Raw genomic sequence first — 22,201 nt, forward strand, 5'->3', positions numbered from 1 at the left:
ACGGCAAAGACAAATATTTATCCTCCACGCCTCACTCTGGCCAGATAAGGGTCAGGCATTTTCGATTTAATAAGGAGAAAACACGATGTCCGTTCAGGATCGCATCCGTTATACCTCACTTCATTCCCGTCTTATGTCTGCTGCTCAGGCTGCTACCCTGATTCATCATGAAGCTAATGTTGGCATGAGCGGATTTACCGGAGCCAGCTATCCCAAAGTATTGCCAAAGGCTATGGCTGATTTTGCCCGTGCCGAACATGCTGCCGGCCGCCCTTACAAAATTAATGTCTGGACAGGTGCATCAACTGCCCCAGAATGTGATGGCGCTTTAGCTGAGGCTCATGCCATCAATCAGCGCTTACCATTTAATACCGACCGCCACATGCGTCAGGAAATCAACAGTGGCGAGGTAAACTTCATTGACATGCACTTATCACATGTTGCTCAGCAGGCATGGTTTGGTTTTCTGGGACACATGCATGTAGCCATTATCGAAGTACTGGGCATTACCGAAGACGGCATGTTGATTCCATCTACAGCCATTGGTAACAACCAAACTTGGCTGGATATGGCTGACAAAGTGATTCTGGAAGTGAATACTGGTTTGCCAGTTCAGATGGAAGGCATGCACGACATTCCTCAAAACAATGCCATCCCGCCACACCGTACACCGATTAACATGACCCGTGCGGACGATCGTATTGGTGAAAAATACCTGAAAGTCGATCTGAACAAAGTTGTTGCCATTGTAGAATCCAATGCACCAGACCGCGACAATGTATTTAGCGAACCCGACGACAAATCCAAACAGATTGCCGCCTATATCGTTGACTTCCTGTCTCAAGAAATCAAAATGGGACGTTTACCCAAAGAAATGCTGCCGATTCAGTCTGGCGTGGGTAACGTAGCCAATGCTGTACTGGCAGGTTTATTAACCGGTCCGTTTGAAAATCTGTACGGCTATACTGAAGTATTGCAGGACGGCATGCTGGATCTGTTACGTGCTGGCAAAATGACCACAGCATCAGCCACAGCTATTTCTCTGTCTGCCAAAGCATTCCAAGAATTTGCAGAGAACATTGATTTTTACCGTGAACGCATCATTCTGCGTCCGCAGGAAATTTCCAATCATCCCGAACTAGTACGCCGTCTGGGCATTATTGCCATGAATTCCATGATTGAAGCGGATATTTACGGCAACATCAATTCCACCCATGTAATGGGCACCAGCATGATGAATGGTATCGGTGGTTCGGGCGACTTTGCGCGTAACAGCTTCCTCAATTTCTTCGTTACCCCGTCTACCGCCAAAGATGACAAAATTTCCTGCATCGTGCCAATGGTATCTCATGTAGATCATACCGAACACGATACCCAGATTATTGTTACCGAACAGGGTCTGGCTGACTTACGTGGTCTGGCACCACGGCAAAGAGCCAAAGTGGTCATCGAAAAATGTGCTCATCCTGATTATCGCGACCAGCTACAGGATTACTATGATCGTGCCCTGCACACCGCAAAAGGCATTCATACTCCTCATATTCTGACTGAAGCTTTAAGCTGGCATGAACACTTCCTGAAAACCGGTTCCATGAAAATGTAATTTAGGATCGGATAATAACCAGACAGCCCTGTTATGACACAGGGCTGTTTTTTTATTATCTTCTCATTCATTTATATACAGGCATAACTGATTGATAACGACTTCCCACATGACATCTTATTTTCATTCCGTTTCAACCACAGCTCCATAACAGTTATTCCAGACTACATAGAGGTTTTCAATCCCAACATAGTTAACAACAAAATCTGACGGCGTTTATGAATCAGCTTCATCATGACCCATTATCAAATTCAGCCACACGCGTATCACTATCAGTTAAAATAAGCACGATTCATATCTCCTGCTGCATTCAGCAAACTCTTTATTTCTTTACTCTCATAAAGGAACGACTGCCATGTTTTCCAAAGCGTTAACCATCGAAAAATTTGACCCGGAACTGGCCTCTGCCATTACCCGAGAAGACCAGCGTCAGCAAGATCATGTGGAGCTGATAGCATCGGAAAACTATGTAAGCTGCGCCGTAATGGAAGCTCAGGGCAGCCAGTTAACCAATAAATATGCCGAAGGCTATCCGGGCAAGCGCTATTATGGCGGCTGCGAATATGTAGATGAAGTAGAGCAGCTAGCCATTGACCGTCTAAAAGAATTATTTGGCGCCAGCTATGTTAACGTACAGCCACATTCCGGCTCTCAGGCCAATCAAGCAGTATACGCCAGCGTACTGCAACCGGGTGATACCATTCTGGGCATGTCGCTGGCTCATGGCGGCCACCTGACTCATGGTGCCAGTGTCAATATTTCCGGTCGCCTGTATAACGCTATTACCTATGGCTTGGATGAAAACGAAATCCTTGACTACAATCAGGTGGAACAGCTAGCACTGGAACACAAGCCAAAAATGATTGTTGCCGGTGCTTCTGCCTATGCACTAGAAATAGACTGGGCGCGTTTCCGCGCAATTGCAGATAAAGTGGGTGCCTATCTGTTTGTAGATATGGCACACTATGCCGGACTGGTAGCGGGTGGTGAATATCCAAATCCGGTACCCTTTGCCGATTTTGTAACCACTACTACCCACAAAACCCTGCGTGGTCCGCGTGGTGGTGTGATTATGTGCCGCAATGAAGAACATGCCAAAGCACTGAACTCAGCCATATTCCCTTGCCTGCAAGGCGGCCCACTAATGCATGTAATTGCCGCCAAAGCGGTAGCATTCAAAGAAGCATTGCAACCTGAATTCAAACAATATGCCCGCCAGATTAAAGCCAATGCCAAAGTACTGGCAGAGACATTGATTGAGCGCGGTTTACGCATTGTTTCCGGCCGCACCGAAAGCCATGTGTTTCTGGTTGACTTGCAGCCGAAAAAACTCACAGGCAAAACTGCTGAAGCCATTCTGGGACAGGCACATATTACCGTCAACAAGAATGCTATCCCCAACGATCCCGAAAAACCATTTGTTACTTCAGGTATTCGCTTAGGTACCGCAGCTATTACTACCCGCGGTTTCACCGAAACCGATACTCGCGCACTGGGACACCTGATTGCCGACGTACTGGACAATGCAGACAATGAGCAGGTAATCTCAGAAGTTGCTCAAAAAATACAGGAAATCTGCACTCGATTACCTGTCTATGGTAAATAAACAACAACATTAAATTATTAATATAGTTATTATTGATTAGCACCTAAAGACTACCTATACTCATAACAGACTAATACACAATCAATTCAATGATGTATTAGTCTGTTTTTCTATTGAAAGAAACATTGCTATTTGTTTCCCTACAGGAAACCTAGCTTTAACCAATCAAGCATTATCTAATTACTGATAATGTATTAATATGTGTACATGACAAAAGCAGCATACATGACCTGCTTTTAACAATTCAATTTACCTCAATAATTAATTTTGAAAGGAAACAAAATGAAAAAATTAGTTTCTACCGCTTTATTGGCTGCTTCCTTAACCATGACTGCCGGTTTTACATTGGCTAATAGTAACAGTGACTCCACTGATATTCGCAATTTCAGCGAGGCTACTGCCCAGAATGGCCAGAACAACCATGTTTCTGCATCCACCCCAGACAATACCCCGTACCGTACTCTGGATACCTATTCTGGTAACCACTAATATCCATAGGCTGCTACAATACAAAGCATAACAAAAGTTATGCTTTGCAATTATGACGGCTGGTAACGCAATAACCATCAATACTATTATTTTCTTTATAGGATTTACTCCACTTTTAATGTCTTCTTTTAAACCAGTATTTGATGTCGGCCTGCTTGTTGGATTTTCTTTATTTCTAAGTGGAATATTAACAATTTTTTCACTTATCCTCTTTACACCAATTATTTTTTACAAAAAAGAAAACAAACGTTCACAACAGAAACTTATAACGGAGATAGCCAAATGAAACATTGTATTATTTATGCACATCCCTATGAGCTTAGTTTTAATCATGCTATTAAGGACAAAGTCATTAGCCTTATCAATAGTCGTGGAGAACAGTATAATTTGATTGATTTGTATCAGCAACGATTTCAGCCAGTGTTGTCTACTGACGATTTTATTGCACTGCAAAACAATACAGTCAATGATGATGTAAAAAGTCATCAGCAATTGGTAACTGAAGCTGATAATCTCATCTTTATTTATCCTATATGGTGGTTTGGCCAACCTGCCATTTTAAAAGGCTGGATTGACCGAATATTTTCTTCAGGCTTTGCCTATAGAGATGATGAAAATGGGTTCACTCCACTATTGACGGATAAATCTGCAACGTTAATTGTTACGCTTGGTTCTACACAAGAAGTACTTTTGCAACATGATATGAATGATTTCATGAAAAGTATGATTGTTGGCACATTGAATCTAGTTGGTATAAGTAATGTAAATTGCCAACAGCTTTATGAGGTACCTACGTTAACAGAAGACGAGCGTCAAACTATGCTAGACAATATCTCTATTTAACCATTTTTATTTTTAATCTAGCAATAGCTATAATTGCCATCAAACTGTAAAATTGTAATACACTCAGTCTTAACTAACTCAATAAATATAATCTTCTTATGGCCATCATAATCAACAAGTGTATTGTCACTAAATAACCACAAATCATATATCTATTTCGTTTCATTCATATACACTTAAAATATTAACAGCATTAGCAAACAATTGTTTATCTTAATGAACTTAAGCAGAGTAAAACAATAAAAATTTTATCTGCTTTATAGATATCTATATTTCATAGAAATAAATAAATGTTGTCATCAGGTTGATTAAAATTGTTTTATCATAATGCCATTAACAGTATAAATATTGAAATCATCAAGACTACCTTTCTATGGACAAAGCAAAATTCCAATCCCAAGCACAACGAATCAAGACAAAATTAAGTCAGGCCAGAAAAGCAGATAAAGAATTTAAAGTTTTCGGTGCAGACTCCCATAAATATCAGCTTAATAAACCCATCAGCATAGAACAGGTTGCTGCTATTGAACAAGAATATGGTTTTCAATTGCCACCGTGCTATAAAACTTTTATTACCCAAATAGGTAATGGAGGCAGTGCTAACTCTGATGCTGCGGGCCCCTTTTATGGAATTTACTCACTACAAAGAAGCATTGATGAACTGGACGGCTTTAACGCCCCTAATGGTGTACAACGAGCCTGTATCATTTATCCATTCATGCCAAATGACTATTGGCAACAACAGCTACATGTAATTAAAAATAATGATTTTATTACAGAAGAGTATGATGCCGAACTGGCCAAAATATATGGTGGGATTTTACCTATTGCCAGTCAGGGATGTGCTTATATAAACGGCATAGTTTTGCAGGGAGAGCATACAGGCAAAGTTGTTAATCTCTCATTTGACCATCAACTGCCAAAATTTACTTTTGAAGCTAACTTTCTTGACTGGTACGAACGCTGGCTGGATGAAGTGATTTCAGGCGAGTTATCAGACCCGAATTCTGGCTGGTTTGGCTATTCGGTAGCCGGTTCTGAAAAGCAATTACTCGAAAAATATTTTGTATCTGAGTGCAATGAATATAAGTACTACTGCTTGGAAGCGTTATTGCTTAAATCCACTATCTCATCAAAAACATTCAAAATACTGGAAAATCAGTATCACCTGAATAATGCCGATTTGAAGCGCATCAGCTTACAGGTTATGGTTAATTTCTCTTATCCGAAAGCCAGAAATTATCTCCATGAATACTTTAATACTGAACCAGAATTTGTTATTAAACTGCTGTACTGGTATGGTAAGAAAAAAATCAGTGAGTGGATAGAAATATTACATACCTCTGTCCCTCAATTTAAGGATGCTGAAGCTTTCAGATGCTTTGTACATATACTGAAAGAAAGTAAAACCAATTATTGTCAAATAATCCTGCCATTTACTGCACATGCAGACCGTGAAATGCGTGCAATCGCTTTTTCTGCTTTAGATTCCCTGAACAATAAAACTAAAAAAAACCTAATAAACTATTTCATTTCTGGGCTTACTGATACAGATCGGCAAGTAATCTATAACACATTAGTAGCATTAGAAGGTATCGTTGACAGTAGATTGCTTAAATACTATCAGGCTATTGCCAAACAAAATGTTGATGAACAGAAAGATAACGCAATATTATATCGATTAAATAATTGTCTGACTTATTTCAAATTAACAAACAAGACCATTTTGAATATTAATACAGATAATTATAAAATTAAAAAATGGTTTCAATTCTGGAAAAAACCATAAATTGTTTATGTGCAATCTTCTATCTGTATCCTCGTGATAGATTATCTTTGGATTATGGATGAGTGTAATGAATTGACTTAATATAATTCAATTAAGTTAACATCTCAGACAATTGATTCAATAACAAAAGCTATCCGCTTATATACTTTTCATCTGGCAGAAAGTAAATATAACATTTTGATTACAAAAATTTATTTAAAAAATCACTAGCTAATAATGATTTTACCTCAGCGCCGTACTTCTATCATTGTCACAGGATTAAGATAAGGATTCCTTATTTTTCAGGAGTATAACATGGGTTTACTGTGGACAATTATAGTTGGCTTTATTATCGGTCTGATTGCCAAACTGGTTTACCCCGGCAGACAGCAATTAGGTTTAATTGTGACCACTCTTCTGGGTATTGGTGGTTCATTACTCGCTGGTTATGTAGGACAGGCATTTGGCTGGTATCATGCGGGCGAGAAAGCCGGTTTGATAGCTTCAATTGTTTTTGCCTGTATTATTTTATTTATTTACGGCAAAATCAAAAACCGACAGATATAAAAAAATGGTGATGGATTTAAATCCATCACCATTTTTTCAGACAACAGCAATACTATTTCTTGGTCTGAACTTTTCCCAGCCCCTTATCACGCAACTGAGCAATCGTGGCATCAATCCCCTGCTGCTGAATTAACTGATCAAATTGATTACGATATACCGTTACCAGACTGGTACCATTCACACGAAAATTGTAAATCTTGAAAACACCATTAGAATAATACATTTGGTAACCAACAATATAATGCTTATCATTGGCACTAACAACCTCAGTAAATGTTTCCAGCTTATTATTTCCCTGATTCACTACTTTCGGTAATACCTTTACCGTAGCATTACTGGCGCCCATTAATGCCGAATGTGCATAAATGCGCACAATCATACTTTTAAACGCCGCACTGAAATCCTGCCTCTGCTGCGCCGTAAATTGCCGCCACGGTAAACCTACTGCTAAAGCGGAGATGCGTTCATAATCCAGATACTGGTCTGCATAGCGTTCAACCTGACTGATTCGCTGCTGCTCATTCAGACTTTTGTCACGTACCACCGACAGTACTGCATCTACGTTCTGTTGTAATTGCTGTTGTGCCAGTTGTTCCTGTGCTACAGCAAACGTATATACTGAAAACATCAACATCCATGCAGTTACACAAGCTTTTACATACTTCTGCATTTTGATTCTCCTATTAATAAGCAAAAAAGCGGTTTATGTTATTCACCACCCATAAACCGCCTGCTATTTTCATCTGCAAAAAACTTTACACTGCTTTAGCTGCCAACCAATCTGAGACACTGGCCAAAGCCGATCCCAGCGCGGCTATATTCTGCCCACCTGCCTGCGCCAGATCAGGACGACCACCTCCCTTACCACCAACCTGACTGGCAACATAATTAACCAGCTCACCAGCCTTGACTGTTTTGCTAAGTGCCTTGGATACTCCAGCAGTAATGGCAATTTTACCGTCATTTACGGCTGCCAGTAACACCACAATATTATCACCCTGAGCAGTTAAATCGGTAGCTATATCACGCAAGGCACCACTATCGGCATCAATCTGGCTAAGTACAAGCCGTGCCGTACCCACAGCTTGCGCCTGAGCCAGTAACGCCGTACCAGCCTGTCTGGCCAACTCGCTTCTAGCTTCGCTTAGTGCTTTTTCCAACTGTTTACTCTGGTTATGCATGGCCTGTAACTTGGGCAGCAGGTCCTCGGCTGTCTGCGCTTTTACTTCAACCACGGCTGCTTTGAGCAATTCTTCCTGCTGTTGCACATACTGCAAGGCATTTAATCCGGTTACCGCTTCAATACGGCGTACGCCTGCTGCAATACCACTTTCCGATATAATCTTGAAAAGCCCTATATCACCCGTACGCGCAACATGCGTGCCGCCACACAGCTCGGTAGAAAACTCACCCATACTCAGCACACGTACTTCATCACCGTATTTTTCCCCAAACAGCGCCATCGCACCGGCTGCAATAGCGTCATCAAAGCTCATATTTTGCGCACATACGACCACATTGGCCACAACTGCCTGATTCACACGGCGTTCTACTTCAGCCAGTTGTGCTGCACTTACCGGCTGAGAATGCGAAAAGTCAAAGCGGGTACGTTCAGCATTCACCAGTGAACCCTTCTGCTCAACATGTGTACCCAACACCTCACGCAAGGCACGATGCATCAGATGAGTAGCACTGTGGTTACGCATACTGGCTTCCCGCAGCGCACTATCCACCTGCGCGGTAACCACACCACCCACTTTCAGGCTGCCAGACAGCATCTGCCCAAACTGACCAAATACCTTAGCCTTGATTTTCTGGGTATCATCCACCTGAAAACGATTTTCACCAGCGAAAATATAGCCTGTATCACCAGTCTGACCACCGGATTCTGCATAAAACGGGGTGAAGTCAATCACTACTGTACCAGTTTCACCAGCATTTAGCTGCTCAACTGCCTCACCGTCTTTATACAAAGCCAGAATCCTACTTTCATTCTGTCGTTGCTGATAGCCGGTAAACTCTGTATCAGCGCCTTCATAGGCCAACTGCGTATTAGCTTTGAAATTCTGTGCAGCGCGCGCACGAGCGCGTTGTGCCGCCATTTCACGCTCGAAACCAGCCTCATCAAGATTGATATTGCGTTCACGTGCGATATCGGCTGTTAAATCATATGGAAAACCATAAGTATCATACAGCTTGAAAATCACCTCACCAGCCAGTGTCTGGCCACCGTCCTGCAAGGCATTTTCCAGCAGAGCCATCCCTGTTTCCAGCGTCTGTGCAAAGCGGCTCTCTTCCTGTTTCAGAACATCACTGATTTGCGCCTGTTTTTCAACCAGCTCAGGATAGGCTGTGCCCATTTCCTGCACCAGATCAGCTACCAGCAAATGGAAAAACGCCTGTTTACAGCCCAATTTATAGCCATGACGTACGGCGCGACGAATAATACGCCGCAATACATAACCACGACCTTCATTACTTGGCAATACACCATCGGCAATTAAAAAGGCACAGGAACGAATATGGTCAGCAATCACTTTCAGGCTTGGTATATCCTGACTATACGGTATGCCTACCACCCGTGCCACCGCATGAAGCAAATGCACAAACAGATCGATTTCATAATTGCTGTGTACATGCTGCAATACTGCTGATACTCGTTCTAACCCCATACCAGTATCAACCGAAGGTTTGGGCAGCGGATTCATATTGCCGTTCTCATCACGGTTATACTGCATGAATACACAGTTCCAGATTTCAATGAAACGATCGCCATCCTCCTCCGCACTGCCCGGAGGGCCTCCCGCGATATCCTCACCATGATCATAAAAGATTTCCGAACAGGGACCACAAGGACCGGTATCACCCATCTGCCAGAAATTATCCGAAGCGTAACGTGCGCCTTTGTTGTCACCAATGCGGATAATTTTTTCTGGTGGCAGACCAATTTCATTTAACCAGATATCATAAGCTTCATCGTCATCAGCATATACTGTCGCCAGTAATTTTTCCTGCGGCAGATTCAGCCAGTCCTTGCTGGTGAGAAATTCCCAAGCAAAATGCAGAGCATCCCGCTTAAAATAATCACCAAAGCTGAAATTGCCCAGCATTTCAAAAAAGGTATGGTGGCGCGCGGTATAACCTACATTTTCCAAATCATTGTGTTTACCGCCAGCGCGTACACATTTCTGCGCGGTTGTCGCGCGGCTGTACGGACGCTTGTCAAACCCCAGAAACACATCTTTAAACTGATTCATACCCGCATTGGTAAACAACAGGGTTTTATCATCCTGTGGTGGCACCAGCGAAGAAGAAGGCACAATCTGATGGCCCTTACTTGCAAAAAATTGAAGAAATTTAGAACGTAATTCTGCTGTTTTCATGGTAGTTTCAATTAGACGGGCAATTAATCGTATTCAGGCAGTCTGCATAAACACAGACTGCCTGAATATGGATATTAAAAACAGGACGCTGATTAATCCATCTCAACCATCACCCTTGTTAAAATCATCTGCTTATCTTACCGCAGTTTTACGCATAAGCCTACCTGAATAGCCTAAATTCCATGCCAAAATGACAATTCCAACAACAATACTGCTTTAATACGGTATAGTTAGCCTTAAAGCAAACAGAATGAAGTTACAAAGACGGTAATAACACGTAACTATGTTAGCCTGTAATTGGTGCATCTTTGAAAAGGACAAACATGAAAAACACAGCCTGCCTGAGTTTATCCGGTTTGATTTTATGTATTTTGACCGCATGCAGCGGTTCACATGATAACAGCAATCCACAACAACCAGCTTCTGCTGCGATAGCCAACAATGCCGGTACTTTAAGCGATAGCAAAACATTAAAAATATATAATTGGTCAGATTATGTCGACCCAAAAACTATTAGTGAATTTGAAAAGAAATACGGCATCAAAGTCACCTACAACTTTTATGACAGTGATGAAACGCTGGAAAGTAAAATTCTTACTGGACAATCTGGTTATGATATTGTCGGACCATCCAACTCTTTCGTTGGCCGCCAGATTAAGGCCGGAGCTTATCAGCCACTGGACAAAGACCAGTTGCCAAACTGGAAATACATTAACCCGAAATTACTCGATTTATTGAAAGACGTCGATCCCGGCAATCAGTATGCCGTACCCAACTATTGGGGCATGAATACCATTGCAATCAACATCGAGAAAGTCAATGCTGCTCTCGGTGACACCCAGATGCCGCAGAACAGTTGGGATTTAGTCTTCAACCCAGAATACACCGACAAACTGAAAAATTGTGGTATCAGCTATATGGACAGTCCAGTAGAAATGATTCCACTTGCACTGCACTATGCCGGCAAAGACCCCAACACTCAGAACAAAGATGATATCGACATAGCTGCTAATATCATCAAAGCCAATCGCAGCAATGTATTGCGCTACTCTTCTTCCGGCTATATCGATGATCTAGCACGTGGCGATGTCTGCGTGGCCATCGGCTTTGGTGGTGATTTAAATATTGCCAAACGCCGCCGGCTAGAAGCAACCGGCAAGAAAGATATTTTAGTACTGGTGCCTACTCAGGGCGTTTCCCTGTGGGTAGATACACTCACCATTCCCAAAGATGCAGCCAATCTCAAAAATGCCTATCGCTACCTGAACTGGATACTGGAACCACAGATTGCAGCCAGAAACGCCAATTATGTTTCCTATGCGCCATCCAGCCTGCCGGCAAAAGAGCTGATGAAAAAAGAATACCGTGAAGACAACAGTATTTTCCCATCAGATGAAGTTCTGGCCAACAGCTATCTGGTTCTACCAGCCAAATCCGAAACACTGAAATATGAATTGCGCTTATGGCAGAATCTGAAGGCAGGTAAATAACTGCTCTGACTAATATCAGATTTACAGCAAGCCCCTCAGAAGCAGTGGGCTTGCCATTTATTGCAGCTACATAAAAGACATAATGCACCTACTGGCACAGCTCAGGAAACTTCTTCCATGCCTGCGATAAAGTCGTACCATTAGAATAAACATTTACCATGCTTCTCGCCATACCAGCTTTAAGCACATCTATCTGCAAGCCTTCTATCTGCGTAAACGGATTCACCAGTGCCAGAGTCTGGCTGCCATTAGGATAAGAGCTGATTTTGTAAAACTCCCGTGGCAAATTAAAGCGGGACTGTAATTTATCGTGCAAGCACTTACTCACCTCAATTGCCGGCCGGTTAATACTCAGACTGGCATCAGGTAGTGCTGTACGTTCAGGTTTCAGCACCGGTACATCTCTCGCCACGACCACACAACGGAAACTATTTGCGTTAGAAGACTGACTAGACTGCAATAGAACTCTTGCTATTGCCTGTGAATCACATTCACGCTCTTCAGAAACAGAAACAGCAGGAGTTACCTGATGAGCACACCCCACCAGCAGACTTGCGCACAGGCATGGCCACCACAATATTTTTTTCCACAACATACTTACATTTCCATAATCTATATTTAGGTTCTAATCATTCAGACAAACGATATTTTGTGCCGACAAGTTATTACTGGCTGTCTGAACTAAATAAATTTATATTAATTTCAGGATAATACTGTGCCGCTTGGCTGATAATTGTTTTCAACTGAATAAAAACGGCTGTATGCCAAATGTTATATCGAAAACAAAATCGCTATAATAACAGGCATATTCAGACACACACTAGTTTTATCATGATTTTTTCTACCACCAATCCCGTCAAAACCGTTACTCTGGCTTTAACCGGAGCCTCGGGCATGCCCTACGCCAAACGGCTTCTGGCCTGCTTATTACAGGCCAATATCAGAGTATGGTTACTGTATTCACAAGCAGCCCAGATAGTCGCTCAGCAAGAAATCAACTGGCATTTACCCACCAATGCCAAACAATGTAACGCAGCATTATGTGCAGAATACGCAGTCGACCCATCCATGCTTACCGTGTTTGGACGCGATGAATGGTTTGCTCCTCCCGCCTCCGGATCCAATCCTGCCGATGCAATGATTATCTGTCCCGCCAGCATGGGTTGTGTAGCGGCTATTGCCGCCGGTACTTCAGACCATCTGCTTGAACGCGCTGCCGATGTTTCTATTAAAGAAAACCGGCCGCTGATTATAGTACCGCGTGAAACACCATTATCAGCAATTCATCTAGAAAACATGCTCAAACTAGCTCGTTTAGGCGTATGCATCCTGCCACCCGTATCAGCTTTCTATCAGCACCCCAAAAGCATTGAAGACATGGTGGATTTCGTGGTAGCCCGCATTCTGGATCAATTACGGATTCCGCATCAGCTAATTCCGCGCTGGGGCGAAGAAAATAATTCTTGACACTACGAACAAAATGTTTTAAGGTTTAGAAATGAAAAACACAATCACTTTCTCTTTTGCTTATTATTGGTACCACACCTCGGTGCGGTGCTTTTTTGCGTTTATTTAAAACCTGTCAGCAAAATAAAAAGTGAACCGCCCGGCCAATCCGAGGCGGTTTTTTATTGCCATAAACGCCTCAAACAAAAAAGGCATTAAAAATGAATCAACAGCTACTGGAGAATAAAATGTCCGCTTCACCATCAATACAGTTACAACAATCTGCATCGCCGATACCACAACTTCAGCGCTGGTACATGATTGTTGATGGGAACCAGCACCGCAGCGACCTGTGCCGGCTACAGCCACAGTTTCAGACAACATTTATGCTCAGCGAAGCACTTATTCCACAGTTGCGCCTGGTAGCAATGTTAATTGCCGCACAACGACTTGGCTTTAACCAGCCTACTCCAGATATCATTAGTGAAGAAGCAGATTGGTTTGCCGCACGCATTCTGGTAATGGGCGTGAGGATTTTCCATCTCGACATTACCCTGATTCCAATGTTGAAAACAGCCAATAGCCGTGCCCGCAGTTTTGCGCAAAAACATAATCTACCTTTTACTCAGGCACAAATGCGCATGAGCCTGCACGCCGGCCGCCCTGAACAGATGTTGATTATTGAGACCGAAACCCAATGTGAAGAAGATAAGGGACTAGTACAAAACAGCTTGCATTTTGCCCATAACCATTGCCTGACAGAAAGCAGCATACTGGCAGCCTGCCATAAATAATAAACCAGCATTAATATTATCAGCCTAAAGCAGTCTGCGCAGCTTATGACTCACCTTATAACGAGCATAAAGCGCAACCTGCTGCAAAAACCTTTCCAGCTCCTGCGCAGCAAAATTTGCGTGGATAAAATAACAGCCATCGCCAGTAATCTTATAGATAGCCTGTACCGCTGCAAATGTACCTACCAACTGCTCCAATTCAGCAAACCGACTATTATTCATGTAAATCGTAATAAACTGCTCAGACGGACAGTGTTCAACCAGAGTGAAACGCTCAATCATCCCACTATCAAGCAGATTCTGCACTCTCAAACCTACCGCCTGTCCGCTCAGAAATACCTTCTTACCTATCTCTTGCCATGACATCCGGCTGTTCATTTTCAACAAATCCACAATTGCCCGATCTTTTTTATCCATACTTTCATCCTGAAAACAAATCGCGCTAACCATTTTCATCAGCCTATTTCGTCAGGTGCTCTAGCAGCACATAATAAAACCATCAAAAATCACCAAGAAACAAAAAAATGAAACAAGCACTTATTATTATTGATGTACAAAACGACTACTTTGAACAAGGTAAAATGGAGCTGTATAAGCCACAACAGACATTAGAAAAAATATTAAAACTACGTCAACATTTTCGCTTAAACCAACTACCCGTTTTCTATATCCAGCATTTCAATACAAAAAAAGGAGCCACTTTTTTCCTGCCTGAAAGCCATGGTGTAGCATTACATCCACAATTATTACCCATAGCCAGCCATACTGAATTTATCATTCCCAAAAGCCACCCTAACAGCTTCTGGCAAACAAACCTACATCAACAGATTAAGCAACAAAGTATCGAACAATTGGTTATCTGCGGCATGATGACACATATGTGCGTTGATTCCACCACCCGCTGTGCGGCCGAACTCGGTTATCAACCCATTCTCATTGCAGATGCATGTGCCACACGCAGCTTAGAATTCAACGGTACAATTACCCAGGCACCAGACGTACAAAACAGCTTTCTGACTGCACTCACTTCTTTTGCCAAAGTGCAATCTCTGCAACAATTTACCCATTAATTATTCAAAATTTCATTCCTGCCACTGTCCAGCCAGCAATTCATGGTATAAAAATACACCTGTTTATTGCATCATCTCAGCAAAATAAACAGGTGTAAGATAAAACAGCACCCGCCCTTGAATTCAGTATTCAGTGGGCAAGGCACCTTTTACGACAAACAGAATCAGTTACCAGTTTCGTGCCTTACATTGGCAGGAAACGGCTCGGATCTTGTGGCTGGCCATTCTCACGTAACTCGAAATGCAATTGTGTACGTTTTGCATCAGTATTACCCATTGTAGCAATCTGCTGGCCACGTTTTACCTGCTGACCTTCCTTTACCAGAATACTCTGGTTATTACCATAAGCTGTCAGATAAGTCTGATTATGCTGCACAATAATCAGATTACCATAACCACGCAAACCATTACCGGCATATACAACCTTGCCTGAGGCCGCAGCCACTACAGACTGGCCGGCACTGCCACCATAATCAATACCTTTACTACTGCCACCATAGCTTTGCAGAATACTGCCAGCAGTCGGACGCTGCCATTCAATACCGCTCACACTGCGCACACCGCCAGTGCTGACAGTTTTACTGGTCGATACCGTAGTAGAACTGGATGGCGTAGTTGTCGTAGTAGTGCTGGTAGTTGTGGTTGCATTAGGTGTATTTACCGGAGCAGTCACGGTCTTTGTCGTATTTCTGCTGCCAGATGGCGCCACATAACCAGCTGGTTTTACCCGTAACACCTGTCCCAGCTTAATATTGTTATCAACTATATTATTCCATGAACGCAGATTATCCTGAGTAATCTGATAACGTTTTGAAATATTAAATACCGTATCACCACGCTCTACCGTATGCGTAGCGGCATTAATATCCACCGGTGAATAATTGCCTACATAACCAGTAGATGTACCTGTATTAGGTGTATAGGCTGGAGCAGAATTTGCCGGTGGAGTATAGGGAGGAGCGGCACCATATGGATTATCGGCAGTGGTAGCGGCAGTACCGGCTTCGCTGCTGCCCGTTTCTGTCGGTGCTGCCGGTTGTTTGAAAAGAGTACAAGCACTCAATGCCAATACTAGCAAACACCAGCCGGAACGAATCACGTTTTTTTTCAACATAACGGTTTACCTTAGATCATTGCAATATACAGGGGGAGCCAGCGCAACAGCGGCGGCAAAAGCCAATGCAGACAGTATCATAAACAATGCTCAGCATTGTGTAAAATAGCATCAAGCATAAATTATTTTAACACGTCCTCATAAAAGTGTTTATTGTGATAATTTTTTAGCTGCAATTGCCCAGTCATATAAAGCCTTCTTGTTTTCGCCGCTAATCTGCGCCGCCAGCATAGCTGCCTGCTTGGTTGGCAGTTCCTGTGCCAGAATCTGCATTACACGAATAGCCTCAGCTGATAAATCAACATTCTTTTCTACCTGCGCCGGATGCAGCACCAATACCATTTCACCACGTTTCTGGTTAGCATCTTCATGCAGAATTTTCTGAATCTCCGCTACCGTTCCACACAAATACGTTTCATGGGTTTTACTGATTTCACGTGCCAGCATCAGGTTGCGCTGAGGATACAACAAGGCCATTTGCGCCAGCGTATCAATAATCCGGTGTGGCGTTTCAAACATCACCACAGGATAGGATACCTCCCGCCAATCCTGTAGGCGCTGCTGCCGTTCACCACTTTTAGCCGGCAAAAAACCAGCAAAGTAAAAATCTGACTGCGTTACCCCAGCCACACTCAAAGCTGTCATCACAGCACTCGAACCCGCTACCGGCAATACCTGATAACCAGCTTCGCGTACCCGCGTTACCAGCCGTGCACCGGGATCACAAACAGCCGGCGTACCGGCGTCAGAAACCTGTGCCACTACCTGTCCGGCCGCCAGAGCAGCAATGATCCGCTCCGCCATACTTTGCTCATTCTGTTCACGCACACTGATCAACCGTGCTGAAACACCATAAGCACGTAGTAACTGCTGCGTCACTCGCGTATCTTCCGCACAAATCAGATCAGCTCGAGACAATATTGCCAGAGCACGAAAACTCAAATCGGCCAGATTACCTATCGGAGTAGCCACTACATAAAGGGTTTGCGGTACAATGCTGGTAACAGCTTTCTGGTAATGGGCTTGCATTCATCAATCCGTAATCTGGTTCAATATAAATAAGGCTTCAAGTTGACCACTTAGCAGCAGACAGCCTAAAGTTATTACTATACCACGATGTAGTTACGTTCCAGTATTAATGCATAACAGCTGGTGCCCATACACAGACTAGATTGCCTCGGCAGTCGAACTGGCTGAAACTCGGCATACTATTTCAGTACTGTATAATATGACCCAGAACACAAAACACATTGCCTGCACCCGCATTAATTAACACATTAATTTATATGACAGAATCCATCTCCGTTCATCAACACTTTACCGATAGCGCCCAGCTTCTGAATGAATGCGCAGATTTACTGGCAGAACCAATTACCGAAGTTGCTCAGGGAATCCTGATGGCCTTGATGAGTGATGGCAAACTGCTTATTGCCGGCAATGGTGCCTATGCATCTCTGGCCAATACACTGGCTGCCTACATGGTTACGCGGCTGCAACAGGAACGCATGGCACTGGCTGCATTATCTCTATGCAATAACCCCTCCGTACTCAGTGCATTAACCAGCATCGAACCCAACGACCTGTTTACCAAACAGATTCATGCACTGGGTAAACAACATGATATGCTTTGTGTCCTGTCAGCAGATGGCCAGAGTATCAATCTTGTTAATGCAATTAAAACAGCACACGAACGTGATATGCGCGTACTGGCGATCACCGGCGGAAGCGGCGGTGAAGTAGCTGGAGTGTTACGCGATGACGACCTCTGGTTAAATGTACCCGGCGACCATCCCTTGCGCGTACTGGAAGCTCATCAAGTAACCATTCACGCCTTGTGCGCACAGATTGACCAATTATTGCTGGGTGGTTTATAACCAGCAACAACTCCATTTACAGGTGTATCTCATGAAAAAATACTTGACTGTTCTAGCACTGGGGATGTCTCTCATTACCACCCTGACCGGATGCCCTGCCGTTTTAGTTGGCGGCGCCACTGTTGGCACTCTTTCAGCCATCGACCGGCGCACCACAGGTGCACAAACCGATGACAAAATAATGGAAGTACGCATTCACGACGGCGCCATCTCCTATCTCAACAGTCAGGCACAAAAAAACAACTTTCAGCCTACATTATCAGTCATCAGCTACAATCGGCAAATCCTGCTGCTTGGTCTGGTAGCCAGTGAAAACGATAAAAATCTGGTAGAACGCGTAGCGCGTGCACAGCCAGCAGCACAGAAAGTATATAACTATATTGATGTAGCCAGCCAAAATCGCAAATTGAATCATGTTACCGATGATACATGGATTACTTCAAAAATCCGCTCCAATCTGCTGAACATCAAAGGCGTATTTCCAAAACATGTCAAAGTAGTTACCTTTAATGGCGTAACTTACGTAATGGGCATCCTGACACCAGAAGAACAACAGGCAGCTACAACGGCCATCAGTACCACATCAGGTGTGCAGAAAGTAGTTACCCTGTACCAGACTTTTGAAAACGCTCCAAATCCTACAACGGTAAATCCCTGATACCCAAACATTGTGTTGCGACAAAACCAAGTGCATTAGACTGTTGCAGCAACACACAGCTAGCAACTGATTAGCGTAAACTAAAATCTGCGTATAATAATCTTCTTATACAAGACTATATCCCTGAAGGATTACCAAATTATGAGCACCAAATCCACCGCACCCGAAACGAAAAACAAAAAAAGCGCGGTCAAAACTGGTCTGAGTACTTTCAGCAAAATTCTGCTAAGCCTACTTTTCATTCTGGCCATTTTTGTTGTCTGGTTTGTCTTTCACGCTTGGCAAGTTCTAAATACCACACCTGAGACGATCAACTATGCCTCACAGACCAGCTTCGAAATACTAACACCAAACGGCGCTCCCGGATCCAACAATAGCACCCAGTCACCTGTATTTATTCCCAATCCAGCCATCACCGCTACTGATAACAGCGAAGACATAAGCGCTGCCTCAGCGCCAGCAGCTACTGCTGTTACCTCTGGCAAAGAAAACACCCAACCAAGAGCAACAGCAGAAACAGTAGAAGTACAGGAAATACAGCCGCTGGCACCAATTGATGAACCGACAGGCACCAGTAAAGACAGTAATCCGGACACCCCTGCCACTCCAGAGCCAGCAACAAAACCAAAACGAGCAGCCAATAGCACTACTAGTGGCAAACCATTAGATAATCTGTTTTAAACAAGCACCATTTACTGCAAGCAACTGCGCCCATCAAAAAAGATGGGCGCAGTTGCTTATTACATCAGAAACAGATAAGTGATGCAGAAATTCATATCCATACATCTACTGCCCGAGAGTTCAGCCAAAACTTGTGCAAACTACCGATTATAGACAACAAAAAACCTGCACAGAGAAAGTCAGCTGCAATATCAACACTACAGCACTTATACCCCGCTACAGCTCAGAAATTACCCAAACCCTTATCCCCATACATATTATTGATAAGGATTTTCCAGCGCTGCCATCAGCTCAGCCAAATAAGCACGCAACTGCTCTTCCTGACATCCCATCAGCAACCCGTCTTCAAAGGCTTCCTGTGCCAGCTCGTAAATCTCCTGCATATTCTGTTGCATCACCTTAATTTTCTCAGTGCAAGAGACCACATTACCCGCATCATCCACCCATCTAGGCATCGGAGGTAAAGACTTCATCAATGTTTCACCCTGCGTGCCGTTACAAAGGCTCGTGCCCAGTAACCCTGTTCAATACTAGTAATCTCAATATTCTTGCCTGTACGTGGCGCATGAATCATTCTGCCATTACCAATATACATACCCACATGCGAAATTCCACGACCACCGGGGCTAAAAAACACCAGATCACCCGGGAGTAAACCATTCCGGCTGACTGCCTCACCTACCGTAGCCATCTGACGGGAACTACGCGGCAACGTAATACCCATACTGCGCCGGAAAATATATTGCATAAAGCCACTACAATCCAACCCGCTGGTAGGTGAATTTCCACCAAAATGATAAGCCACACCCAGCAAACCCATCGCATTCATAATCAGGTCACTGGCATCATCACCTGTACGCACGGCCGGTGTAGAGGTTCGGTCACGAATCAATTGTTCCAGTGCGGCATTATCAAGCCCCTCAGGCGCCGCCATTACTGGTGTAATCAAAATGAAATTGGCACACAAACACACCGTTGCCGCTTTCATTAATGCTTTTATCCACTTCATGCCCACATTATTCCATCTATTCATCACACAATTCTGCTATCCTGTAAACAGCCATTGTCTGGGAGATCATCATATGTTTTCACCCAATTCATCTCGCATCAGCGATTGGGCGCGTATGCGCGAAATTCTCACTATTCTGGCCAAACATGGCCTTGGCGAATTTCTTGTTCGTATCAAATTACCGAGGCGCTGGTATAAACATTCCGACCCATCAGATCAGCACCAGCGCTATCTAAGTACACCGCGGCGACTCCGGCTCGCCTTTGAAGAGCTGGGACCAACATTCATCAAATTAGGACAAATTCTGGCAACCCGCGTAGATGTCTTCGGAGAAGAATGGACAGAAGAATTTGCCCATTTGCAAAACAACATACACCCTCTTCCCATCCAAGACATTAGAAACATCATTCAGGCTCAGCTCAGCCAGCCACTGGACAGCATCTTCAGCTACATAGAGGCACAACCTGTTGGCAGCGCATCCATAGCACAGGTTCACCGCGCCACACTTACCACTGGCGAACAGGTTGCCATTAAAGTCAAGCGGCCGGGTATTGAATCAACTGTTAGGGCAGACCTGCGTATTCTCAACCACATAGCACAGCTACTCGAATCAGAAATACCCGAATCCAGACGTTACTACCCAGTACAAATGGTGCAATACTTTGCCCGTTCACTGGAAAAAGAAACCGATCTGTCTGCTGAACGTCGCAATATGCAACATTTTTCCCGCCTTTACAACCTCCAGCAGCAAATCCATATACCCCAAACTTATGCGGCGTATTCTAACCGTCAAATACTGGTACAAGAATATATTGACGATACTTTACTTAAAAATCTTATCCTCAGCAGCTGGAACAAACAACAGCGGCATAACCTCGCCGCCACACTGGTCGACATCATACTCGACATGATATTACAACATGGTCTGTTTCATGCTGATCCACATCCGGGTAACATATTAGTACGAAATGATGGTCGCATCACCCTGATTGACTTTGGACTGGTCGGCCAGCTTAGCCAGCAGCGTCATCAAGAACTCATCACCCTGATACACGCCCTAATCGAACGCGACCAATTTGCCCTACAATATGTCCTGTCCAACTGGGCACAGGGAGAAACCATCAACGAAGACCAGCTCGGCAGCGATGTATTGGAAATGCTGCTCAACTACGAACACCTCAACAGTAGCGAACTGCGTATCAGCAAGATTATCAATGATATCACCCATATTATCCGTGAGCACGGCCTCACCCTGCCAGCCGACCTTGTTATCCTGTTTAAATGCCTGATTACACTGGACGGCGTCATCAAACAGATAGATGGAGACTTTGAACTATTAAGTCATGCCCAAAGCACCGTTCAAAACGTACTGCGTAACCGCTTTAACACACATACATTCTGGCGCCACAGCAAAATGCAGATGCATCTGTTATCCCAGATAATAAACACCTTGCCACAAAACCTGTTACACCTGAACAAACGCATCCAGCACGGTCAACTGCCCGTCAGCCTCAACATTCAGCACATCGACAAATTCAACAACCAACTGGATAAAGTTGCCAATCGCCTGACCATGGGCATCGTCACCGCGGCACTTATCATTGGTTCCTCCATAGTCATGAACATCAACGCCGGCCCGAAAGTATTTGGCCTGTCGTTTTTCGGACTGATTGGCTATCTGCTGGCATTCAGCAACAGCCTGTGGGTAATCTGGTCAATCTGGCGTTCAGGACGGCACTAAATCAAACGCACAGACCAAGCCTGCCCCCTGTTAGAAACCAGCAGATTCCATTAAAATATCCACTT

Annotated in this window: 23 protein-coding genes; 15 read left to right on the forward strand and 8 right to left on the reverse strand. The window is 43.8% G+C overall.

Annotation, left to right across the window (positions count from 1 at the left end; translation table 11 throughout):
• Positions 1 to 85: 85 nt before the first annotated feature.
• The 7 genes from BHC51_RS05845 to BHC51_RS05875 all read left to right on the forward strand — a co-directional run bounded on the left by BHC51_RS05845 (position 86) and on the right by BHC51_RS05875 (position 6,876).
• Positions 86 to 1,603, forward strand: coding sequence for an acetyl-CoA hydrolase/transferase family protein (locus BHC51_RS05845; RefSeq protein WP_100135677.1), 1,518 nt, complete (start codon positions 86 to 88; stop codon positions 1,601 to 1,603).
• Between the two features lie 355 nt (positions 1,604 to 1,958).
• Positions 1,959 to 3,209, forward strand: a complete 1,251-nt coding sequence (gene glyA, locus BHC51_RS05850; RefSeq protein ID WP_100153548.1) for a serine hydroxymethyltransferase — start codon at positions 1,959 to 1,961, stop codon at positions 3,207 to 3,209.
• Between the two features lie 282 nt (positions 3,210 to 3,491).
• Positions 3,492 to 3,698: a hypothetical protein gene (locus BHC51_RS05855; RefSeq protein WP_100153549.1), complete on the forward strand. Its 207-nt coding sequence runs from the start codon at positions 3,492 to 3,494 to the stop codon at positions 3,696 to 3,698.
• Positions 3,699 to 3,750: 52 nt separating this feature from the next.
• Positions 3,751 to 3,984 (forward strand): hypothetical protein, encoded by a 234-nt coding sequence (locus BHC51_RS05860; protein WP_100153550.1) that lies wholly within the window; start codon positions 3,751 to 3,753, stop codon positions 3,982 to 3,984.
• A complete protein-coding gene (locus tag BHC51_RS05865) occupies positions 3,981 to 4,541 on the forward strand; it encodes an NAD(P)H-dependent oxidoreductase (RefSeq protein WP_100153551.1) in 561 nt (186 codons plus the stop codon). The genes BHC51_RS05860 and BHC51_RS05865 overlap by 4 nt, the downstream gene beginning before the upstream one ends.
• Positions 4,542 to 4,914: 373 nt before the next feature.
• A complete protein-coding gene (locus BHC51_RS05870; protein WP_100153552.1) occupies positions 4,915 to 6,330 on the forward strand; it encodes an SMI1/KNR4 family protein in 1,416 nt (471 codons plus the stop codon).
• A gap of 294 nt (positions 6,331 to 6,624) precedes the next feature.
• Positions 6,625 to 6,876 carry a GlsB/YeaQ/YmgE family stress response membrane protein gene (locus BHC51_RS05875; RefSeq protein ID WP_100090013.1) on the forward strand — a complete coding sequence of 84 codons (252 nt, stop codon included), beginning with the start codon at positions 6,625 to 6,627 and terminating at the stop codon, positions 6,874 to 6,876.
• 52 nt (positions 6,877 to 6,928) lie between these two features.
• On the opposite strand, the gene BHC51_RS05880 is transcribed toward BHC51_RS05875, so the two are convergent.
• Positions 6,929 to 7,546 carry an MlaC/ttg2D family ABC transporter substrate-binding protein gene (locus BHC51_RS05880; protein ID WP_100099873.1) on the reverse strand — a complete coding sequence of 206 codons (618 nt, stop codon included), beginning with the start codon at positions 7,544 to 7,546 and terminating at the stop codon, positions 6,929 to 6,931.
• An 85-nt stretch (positions 7,547 to 7,631) separates the two neighbouring features.
• Positions 7,632 to 10,259: an alanine--tRNA ligase gene (gene alaS / locus BHC51_RS05885; protein ID WP_100099874.1), complete on the reverse strand. Its 2,628-nt coding sequence runs from the start codon at positions 10,257 to 10,259 to the stop codon at positions 7,632 to 7,634.
• 323 nt (positions 10,260 to 10,582) lie between these two features.
• On the opposite strand from alaS, the gene BHC51_RS05890 reads away from it, so the two are divergent.
• Complete coding sequence (locus BHC51_RS05890) at positions 10,583 to 11,749, forward strand: polyamine ABC transporter substrate-binding protein (RefSeq protein WP_100099875.1); 1,167 nt, start codon at positions 10,583 to 10,585, stop codon at positions 11,747 to 11,749.
• Between the two features lie 88 nt (positions 11,750 to 11,837).
• Here BHC51_RS05890 and BHC51_RS05895 read toward each other — a convergent pair whose 3' ends face one another.
• Entirely contained in the window at positions 11,838 to 12,344 is a 507-nt protein-coding gene (locus tag BHC51_RS05895; RefSeq protein ID WP_100099876.1) for a hypothetical protein, read from the reverse strand.
• Between the two features lie 236 nt (positions 12,345 to 12,580).
• Here BHC51_RS05895 and BHC51_RS05900 point away from each other — a divergent pair, with 236 nt between their 5' ends.
• Positions 12,581 to 13,216 (forward strand): flavin prenyltransferase UbiX, encoded by a 636-nt coding sequence (locus tag BHC51_RS05900; RefSeq protein WP_100099877.1) that lies wholly within the window; start codon positions 12,581 to 12,583, stop codon positions 13,214 to 13,216.
• A 200-nt stretch (positions 13,217 to 13,416) separates the two neighbouring features.
• Positions 13,417 to 13,989 (forward strand): hypothetical protein, encoded by a 573-nt coding sequence (locus BHC51_RS05905; RefSeq protein WP_257381585.1) that lies wholly within the window; start codon positions 13,417 to 13,419, stop codon positions 13,987 to 13,989.
• Between the two features lie 24 nt (positions 13,990 to 14,013).
• Here BHC51_RS05905 and BHC51_RS05910 read toward each other — a convergent pair whose 3' ends face one another.
• Positions 14,014 to 14,406 carry an Lrp/AsnC family transcriptional regulator gene (locus BHC51_RS05910; RefSeq protein ID WP_180296440.1) on the reverse strand — a complete coding sequence of 131 codons (393 nt, stop codon included), beginning with the start codon at positions 14,404 to 14,406 and terminating at the stop codon, positions 14,014 to 14,016.
• A 107-nt stretch (positions 14,407 to 14,513) separates the two neighbouring features.
• Here BHC51_RS05910 and BHC51_RS05915 point away from each other — a divergent pair, with 107 nt between their 5' ends.
• Positions 14,514 to 15,059: a cysteine hydrolase family protein gene (locus tag BHC51_RS05915; RefSeq protein ID WP_100099879.1), complete on the forward strand. Its 546-nt coding sequence runs from the start codon at positions 14,514 to 14,516 to the stop codon at positions 15,057 to 15,059.
• A gap of 184 nt (positions 15,060 to 15,243) precedes the next feature.
• Here the strand turns inward: BHC51_RS05915 and BHC51_RS05920 are convergent, their stop codons facing one another.
• Both BHC51_RS05920 and rsmI read right to left on the reverse strand, forming a co-directional pair.
• The gene (locus BHC51_RS05920; protein ID WP_100099880.1) at positions 15,244 to 16,173 is read right to left on the reverse strand and encodes a peptidoglycan DD-metalloendopeptidase family protein; all 930 of its coding nucleotides are present in this window, start codon (positions 16,171 to 16,173) and stop codon (positions 15,244 to 15,246) included.
• 150 nt (positions 16,174 to 16,323) lie between these two features.
• Positions 16,324 to 17,202: a 16S rRNA (cytidine(1402)-2'-O)-methyltransferase gene (rsmI, locus tag BHC51_RS05925; protein WP_100099881.1), complete on the reverse strand. Its 879-nt coding sequence runs from the start codon at positions 17,200 to 17,202 to the stop codon at positions 16,324 to 16,326.
• Positions 17,203 to 17,459: 257 nt separating this feature from the next.
• Between rsmI and BHC51_RS05930 the strand changes: the two genes are divergently transcribed.
• The 3 genes from BHC51_RS05930 to BHC51_RS05940 all read left to right on the forward strand — a co-directional run bounded on the left by BHC51_RS05930 (position 17,460) and on the right by BHC51_RS05940 (position 19,386).
• Positions 17,460 to 18,047 (forward strand): D-sedoheptulose-7-phosphate isomerase, encoded by a 588-nt coding sequence (locus tag BHC51_RS05930; RefSeq protein ID WP_100099882.1) that lies wholly within the window; start codon positions 17,460 to 17,462, stop codon positions 18,045 to 18,047.
• A gap of 31 nt (positions 18,048 to 18,078) precedes the next feature.
• Positions 18,079 to 18,705, forward strand: coding sequence for a BON domain-containing protein (locus tag BHC51_RS05935; protein ID WP_100124181.1), 627 nt, complete (start codon positions 18,079 to 18,081; stop codon positions 18,703 to 18,705).
• 141 nt (positions 18,706 to 18,846) lie between these two features.
• Complete coding sequence (locus BHC51_RS05940; protein ID WP_100153553.1) at positions 18,847 to 19,386, forward strand: hypothetical protein; 540 nt, start codon at positions 18,847 to 18,849, stop codon at positions 19,384 to 19,386.
• A gap of 257 nt (positions 19,387 to 19,643) precedes the next feature.
• Here BHC51_RS05940 and BHC51_RS05945 read toward each other — a convergent pair whose 3' ends face one another.
• Positions 19,644 to 19,859 carry a hypothetical protein gene (locus BHC51_RS05945; RefSeq protein WP_100099885.1) on the reverse strand — a complete coding sequence of 72 codons (216 nt, stop codon included), beginning with the start codon at positions 19,857 to 19,859 and terminating at the stop codon, positions 19,644 to 19,646.
• Complete coding sequence (locus tag BHC51_RS05950) at positions 19,859 to 20,395, reverse strand: C40 family peptidase (RefSeq protein ID WP_257384776.1); 537 nt, start codon at positions 20,393 to 20,395, stop codon at positions 19,859 to 19,861. Before BHC51_RS05950 ends, BHC51_RS05945 begins: the two co-directional genes overlap by 1 nt.
• A gap of 73 nt (positions 20,396 to 20,468) precedes the next feature.
• Here BHC51_RS05950 and BHC51_RS05955 point away from each other — a divergent pair, with 73 nt between their 5' ends.
• Positions 20,469 to 22,136 carry an ABC1 kinase family protein gene (locus tag BHC51_RS05955; protein WP_100099887.1) on the forward strand — a complete coding sequence of 556 codons (1,668 nt, stop codon included), beginning with the start codon at positions 20,469 to 20,471 and terminating at the stop codon, positions 22,134 to 22,136.
• The last annotated feature ends 65 nt before the right edge of the window (positions 22,137 to 22,201 follow it).

The organism is Snodgrassella alvi (assembly GCF_002777745.1).
Taxonomy (GTDB): domain Bacteria; phylum Pseudomonadota; class Gammaproteobacteria; order Burkholderiales; family Neisseriaceae; genus Snodgrassella; species Snodgrassella alvi_D.

Excerpts from the sequence above, each read along its gene's own strand:
- BHC51_RS05875 (WP_100090013.1), top strand. The coding sequence starts at position 6,625 with ATGGGTTTACTGTGGACAATTATAGTTGGCTTTATTATCGGTCTGATT.
- BHC51_RS05905 (WP_257381585.1), top strand. The coding sequence starts at position 13,417 with ATGAATCAACAGCTACTGGAGAATAAAATGTCCGCTTCACCATCAATA.
- BHC51_RS05930 (WP_100099882.1), top strand. The coding sequence starts at position 17,460 with ATGACAGAATCCATCTCCGTTCATCAACACTTTACCGATAGCGCCCAG.
- BHC51_RS05940 (WP_100153553.1), top strand. The coding sequence starts at position 18,847 with ATGAGCACCAAATCCACCGCACCCGAAACGAAAAACAAAAAAAGCGCG.
- BHC51_RS05855 (WP_100153549.1), top strand. The coding sequence starts at position 3,492 with ATGAAAAAATTAGTTTCTACCGCTTTATTGGCTGCTTCCTTAACCATG.
- BHC51_RS05920 (WP_100099880.1), bottom strand. The coding sequence starts at position 16,173 with ATGTTGAAAAAAAACGTGATTCGTTCCGGCTGGTGTTTGCTAGTATTG.
- BHC51_RS05880 (WP_100099873.1), bottom strand. The coding sequence starts at position 7,546 with ATGCAGAAGTATGTAAAAGCTTGTGTAACTGCATGGATGTTGATGTTT.
- BHC51_RS05870 (WP_100153552.1), top strand. The coding sequence starts at position 4,915 with ATGGACAAAGCAAAATTCCAATCCCAAGCACAACGAATCAAGACAAAA.
- BHC51_RS05895 (WP_100099876.1), bottom strand. The coding sequence starts at position 12,344 with ATGTTGTGGAAAAAAATATTGTGGTGGCCATGCCTGTGCGCAAGTCTG.
- alaS (WP_100099874.1), bottom strand. The coding sequence starts at position 10,259 with ATGAAAACAGCAGAATTACGTTCTAAATTTCTTCAATTTTTTGCAAGT.
- BHC51_RS05845 (WP_100135677.1), top strand. The coding sequence starts at position 86 with ATGTCCGTTCAGGATCGCATCCGTTATACCTCACTTCATTCCCGTCTT.
- BHC51_RS05915 (WP_100099879.1), top strand. The coding sequence starts at position 14,514 with ATGAAACAAGCACTTATTATTATTGATGTACAAAACGACTACTTTGAA.
- BHC51_RS05950 (WP_257384776.1), bottom strand. The coding sequence starts at position 20,395 with ATGAAGTGGATAAAAGCATTAATGAAAGCGGCAACGGTGTGTTTGTGT.
- BHC51_RS05860 (WP_100153550.1), top strand. The coding sequence starts at position 3,751 with ATGACGGCTGGTAACGCAATAACCATCAATACTATTATTTTCTTTATA.
- BHC51_RS05865 (WP_100153551.1), top strand. The coding sequence starts at position 3,981 with ATGAAACATTGTATTATTTATGCACATCCCTATGAGCTTAGTTTTAAT.
- BHC51_RS05890 (WP_100099875.1), top strand. The coding sequence starts at position 10,583 with ATGAAAAACACAGCCTGCCTGAGTTTATCCGGTTTGATTTTATGTATT.
- BHC51_RS05935 (WP_100124181.1), top strand. The coding sequence starts at position 18,079 with ATGAAAAAATACTTGACTGTTCTAGCACTGGGGATGTCTCTCATTACC.
- BHC51_RS05945 (WP_100099885.1), bottom strand. The coding sequence starts at position 19,859 with ATGAAGTCTTTACCTCCGATGCCTAGATGGGTGGATGATGCGGGTAAT.
- BHC51_RS05955 (WP_100099887.1), top strand. The coding sequence starts at position 20,469 with ATGTTTTCACCCAATTCATCTCGCATCAGCGATTGGGCGCGTATGCGC.
- rsmI (WP_100099881.1), bottom strand. The coding sequence starts at position 17,202 with ATGCAAGCCCATTACCAGAAAGCTGTTACCAGCATTGTACCGCAAACC.
- BHC51_RS05900 (WP_100099877.1), top strand. The coding sequence starts at position 12,581 with ATGATTTTTTCTACCACCAATCCCGTCAAAACCGTTACTCTGGCTTTA.
- glyA (WP_100153548.1), top strand. The coding sequence starts at position 1,959 with ATGTTTTCCAAAGCGTTAACCATCGAAAAATTTGACCCGGAACTGGCC.
- BHC51_RS05910 (WP_180296440.1), bottom strand. The coding sequence starts at position 14,406 with ATGGATAAAAAAGATCGGGCAATTGTGGATTTGTTGAAAATGAACAGC.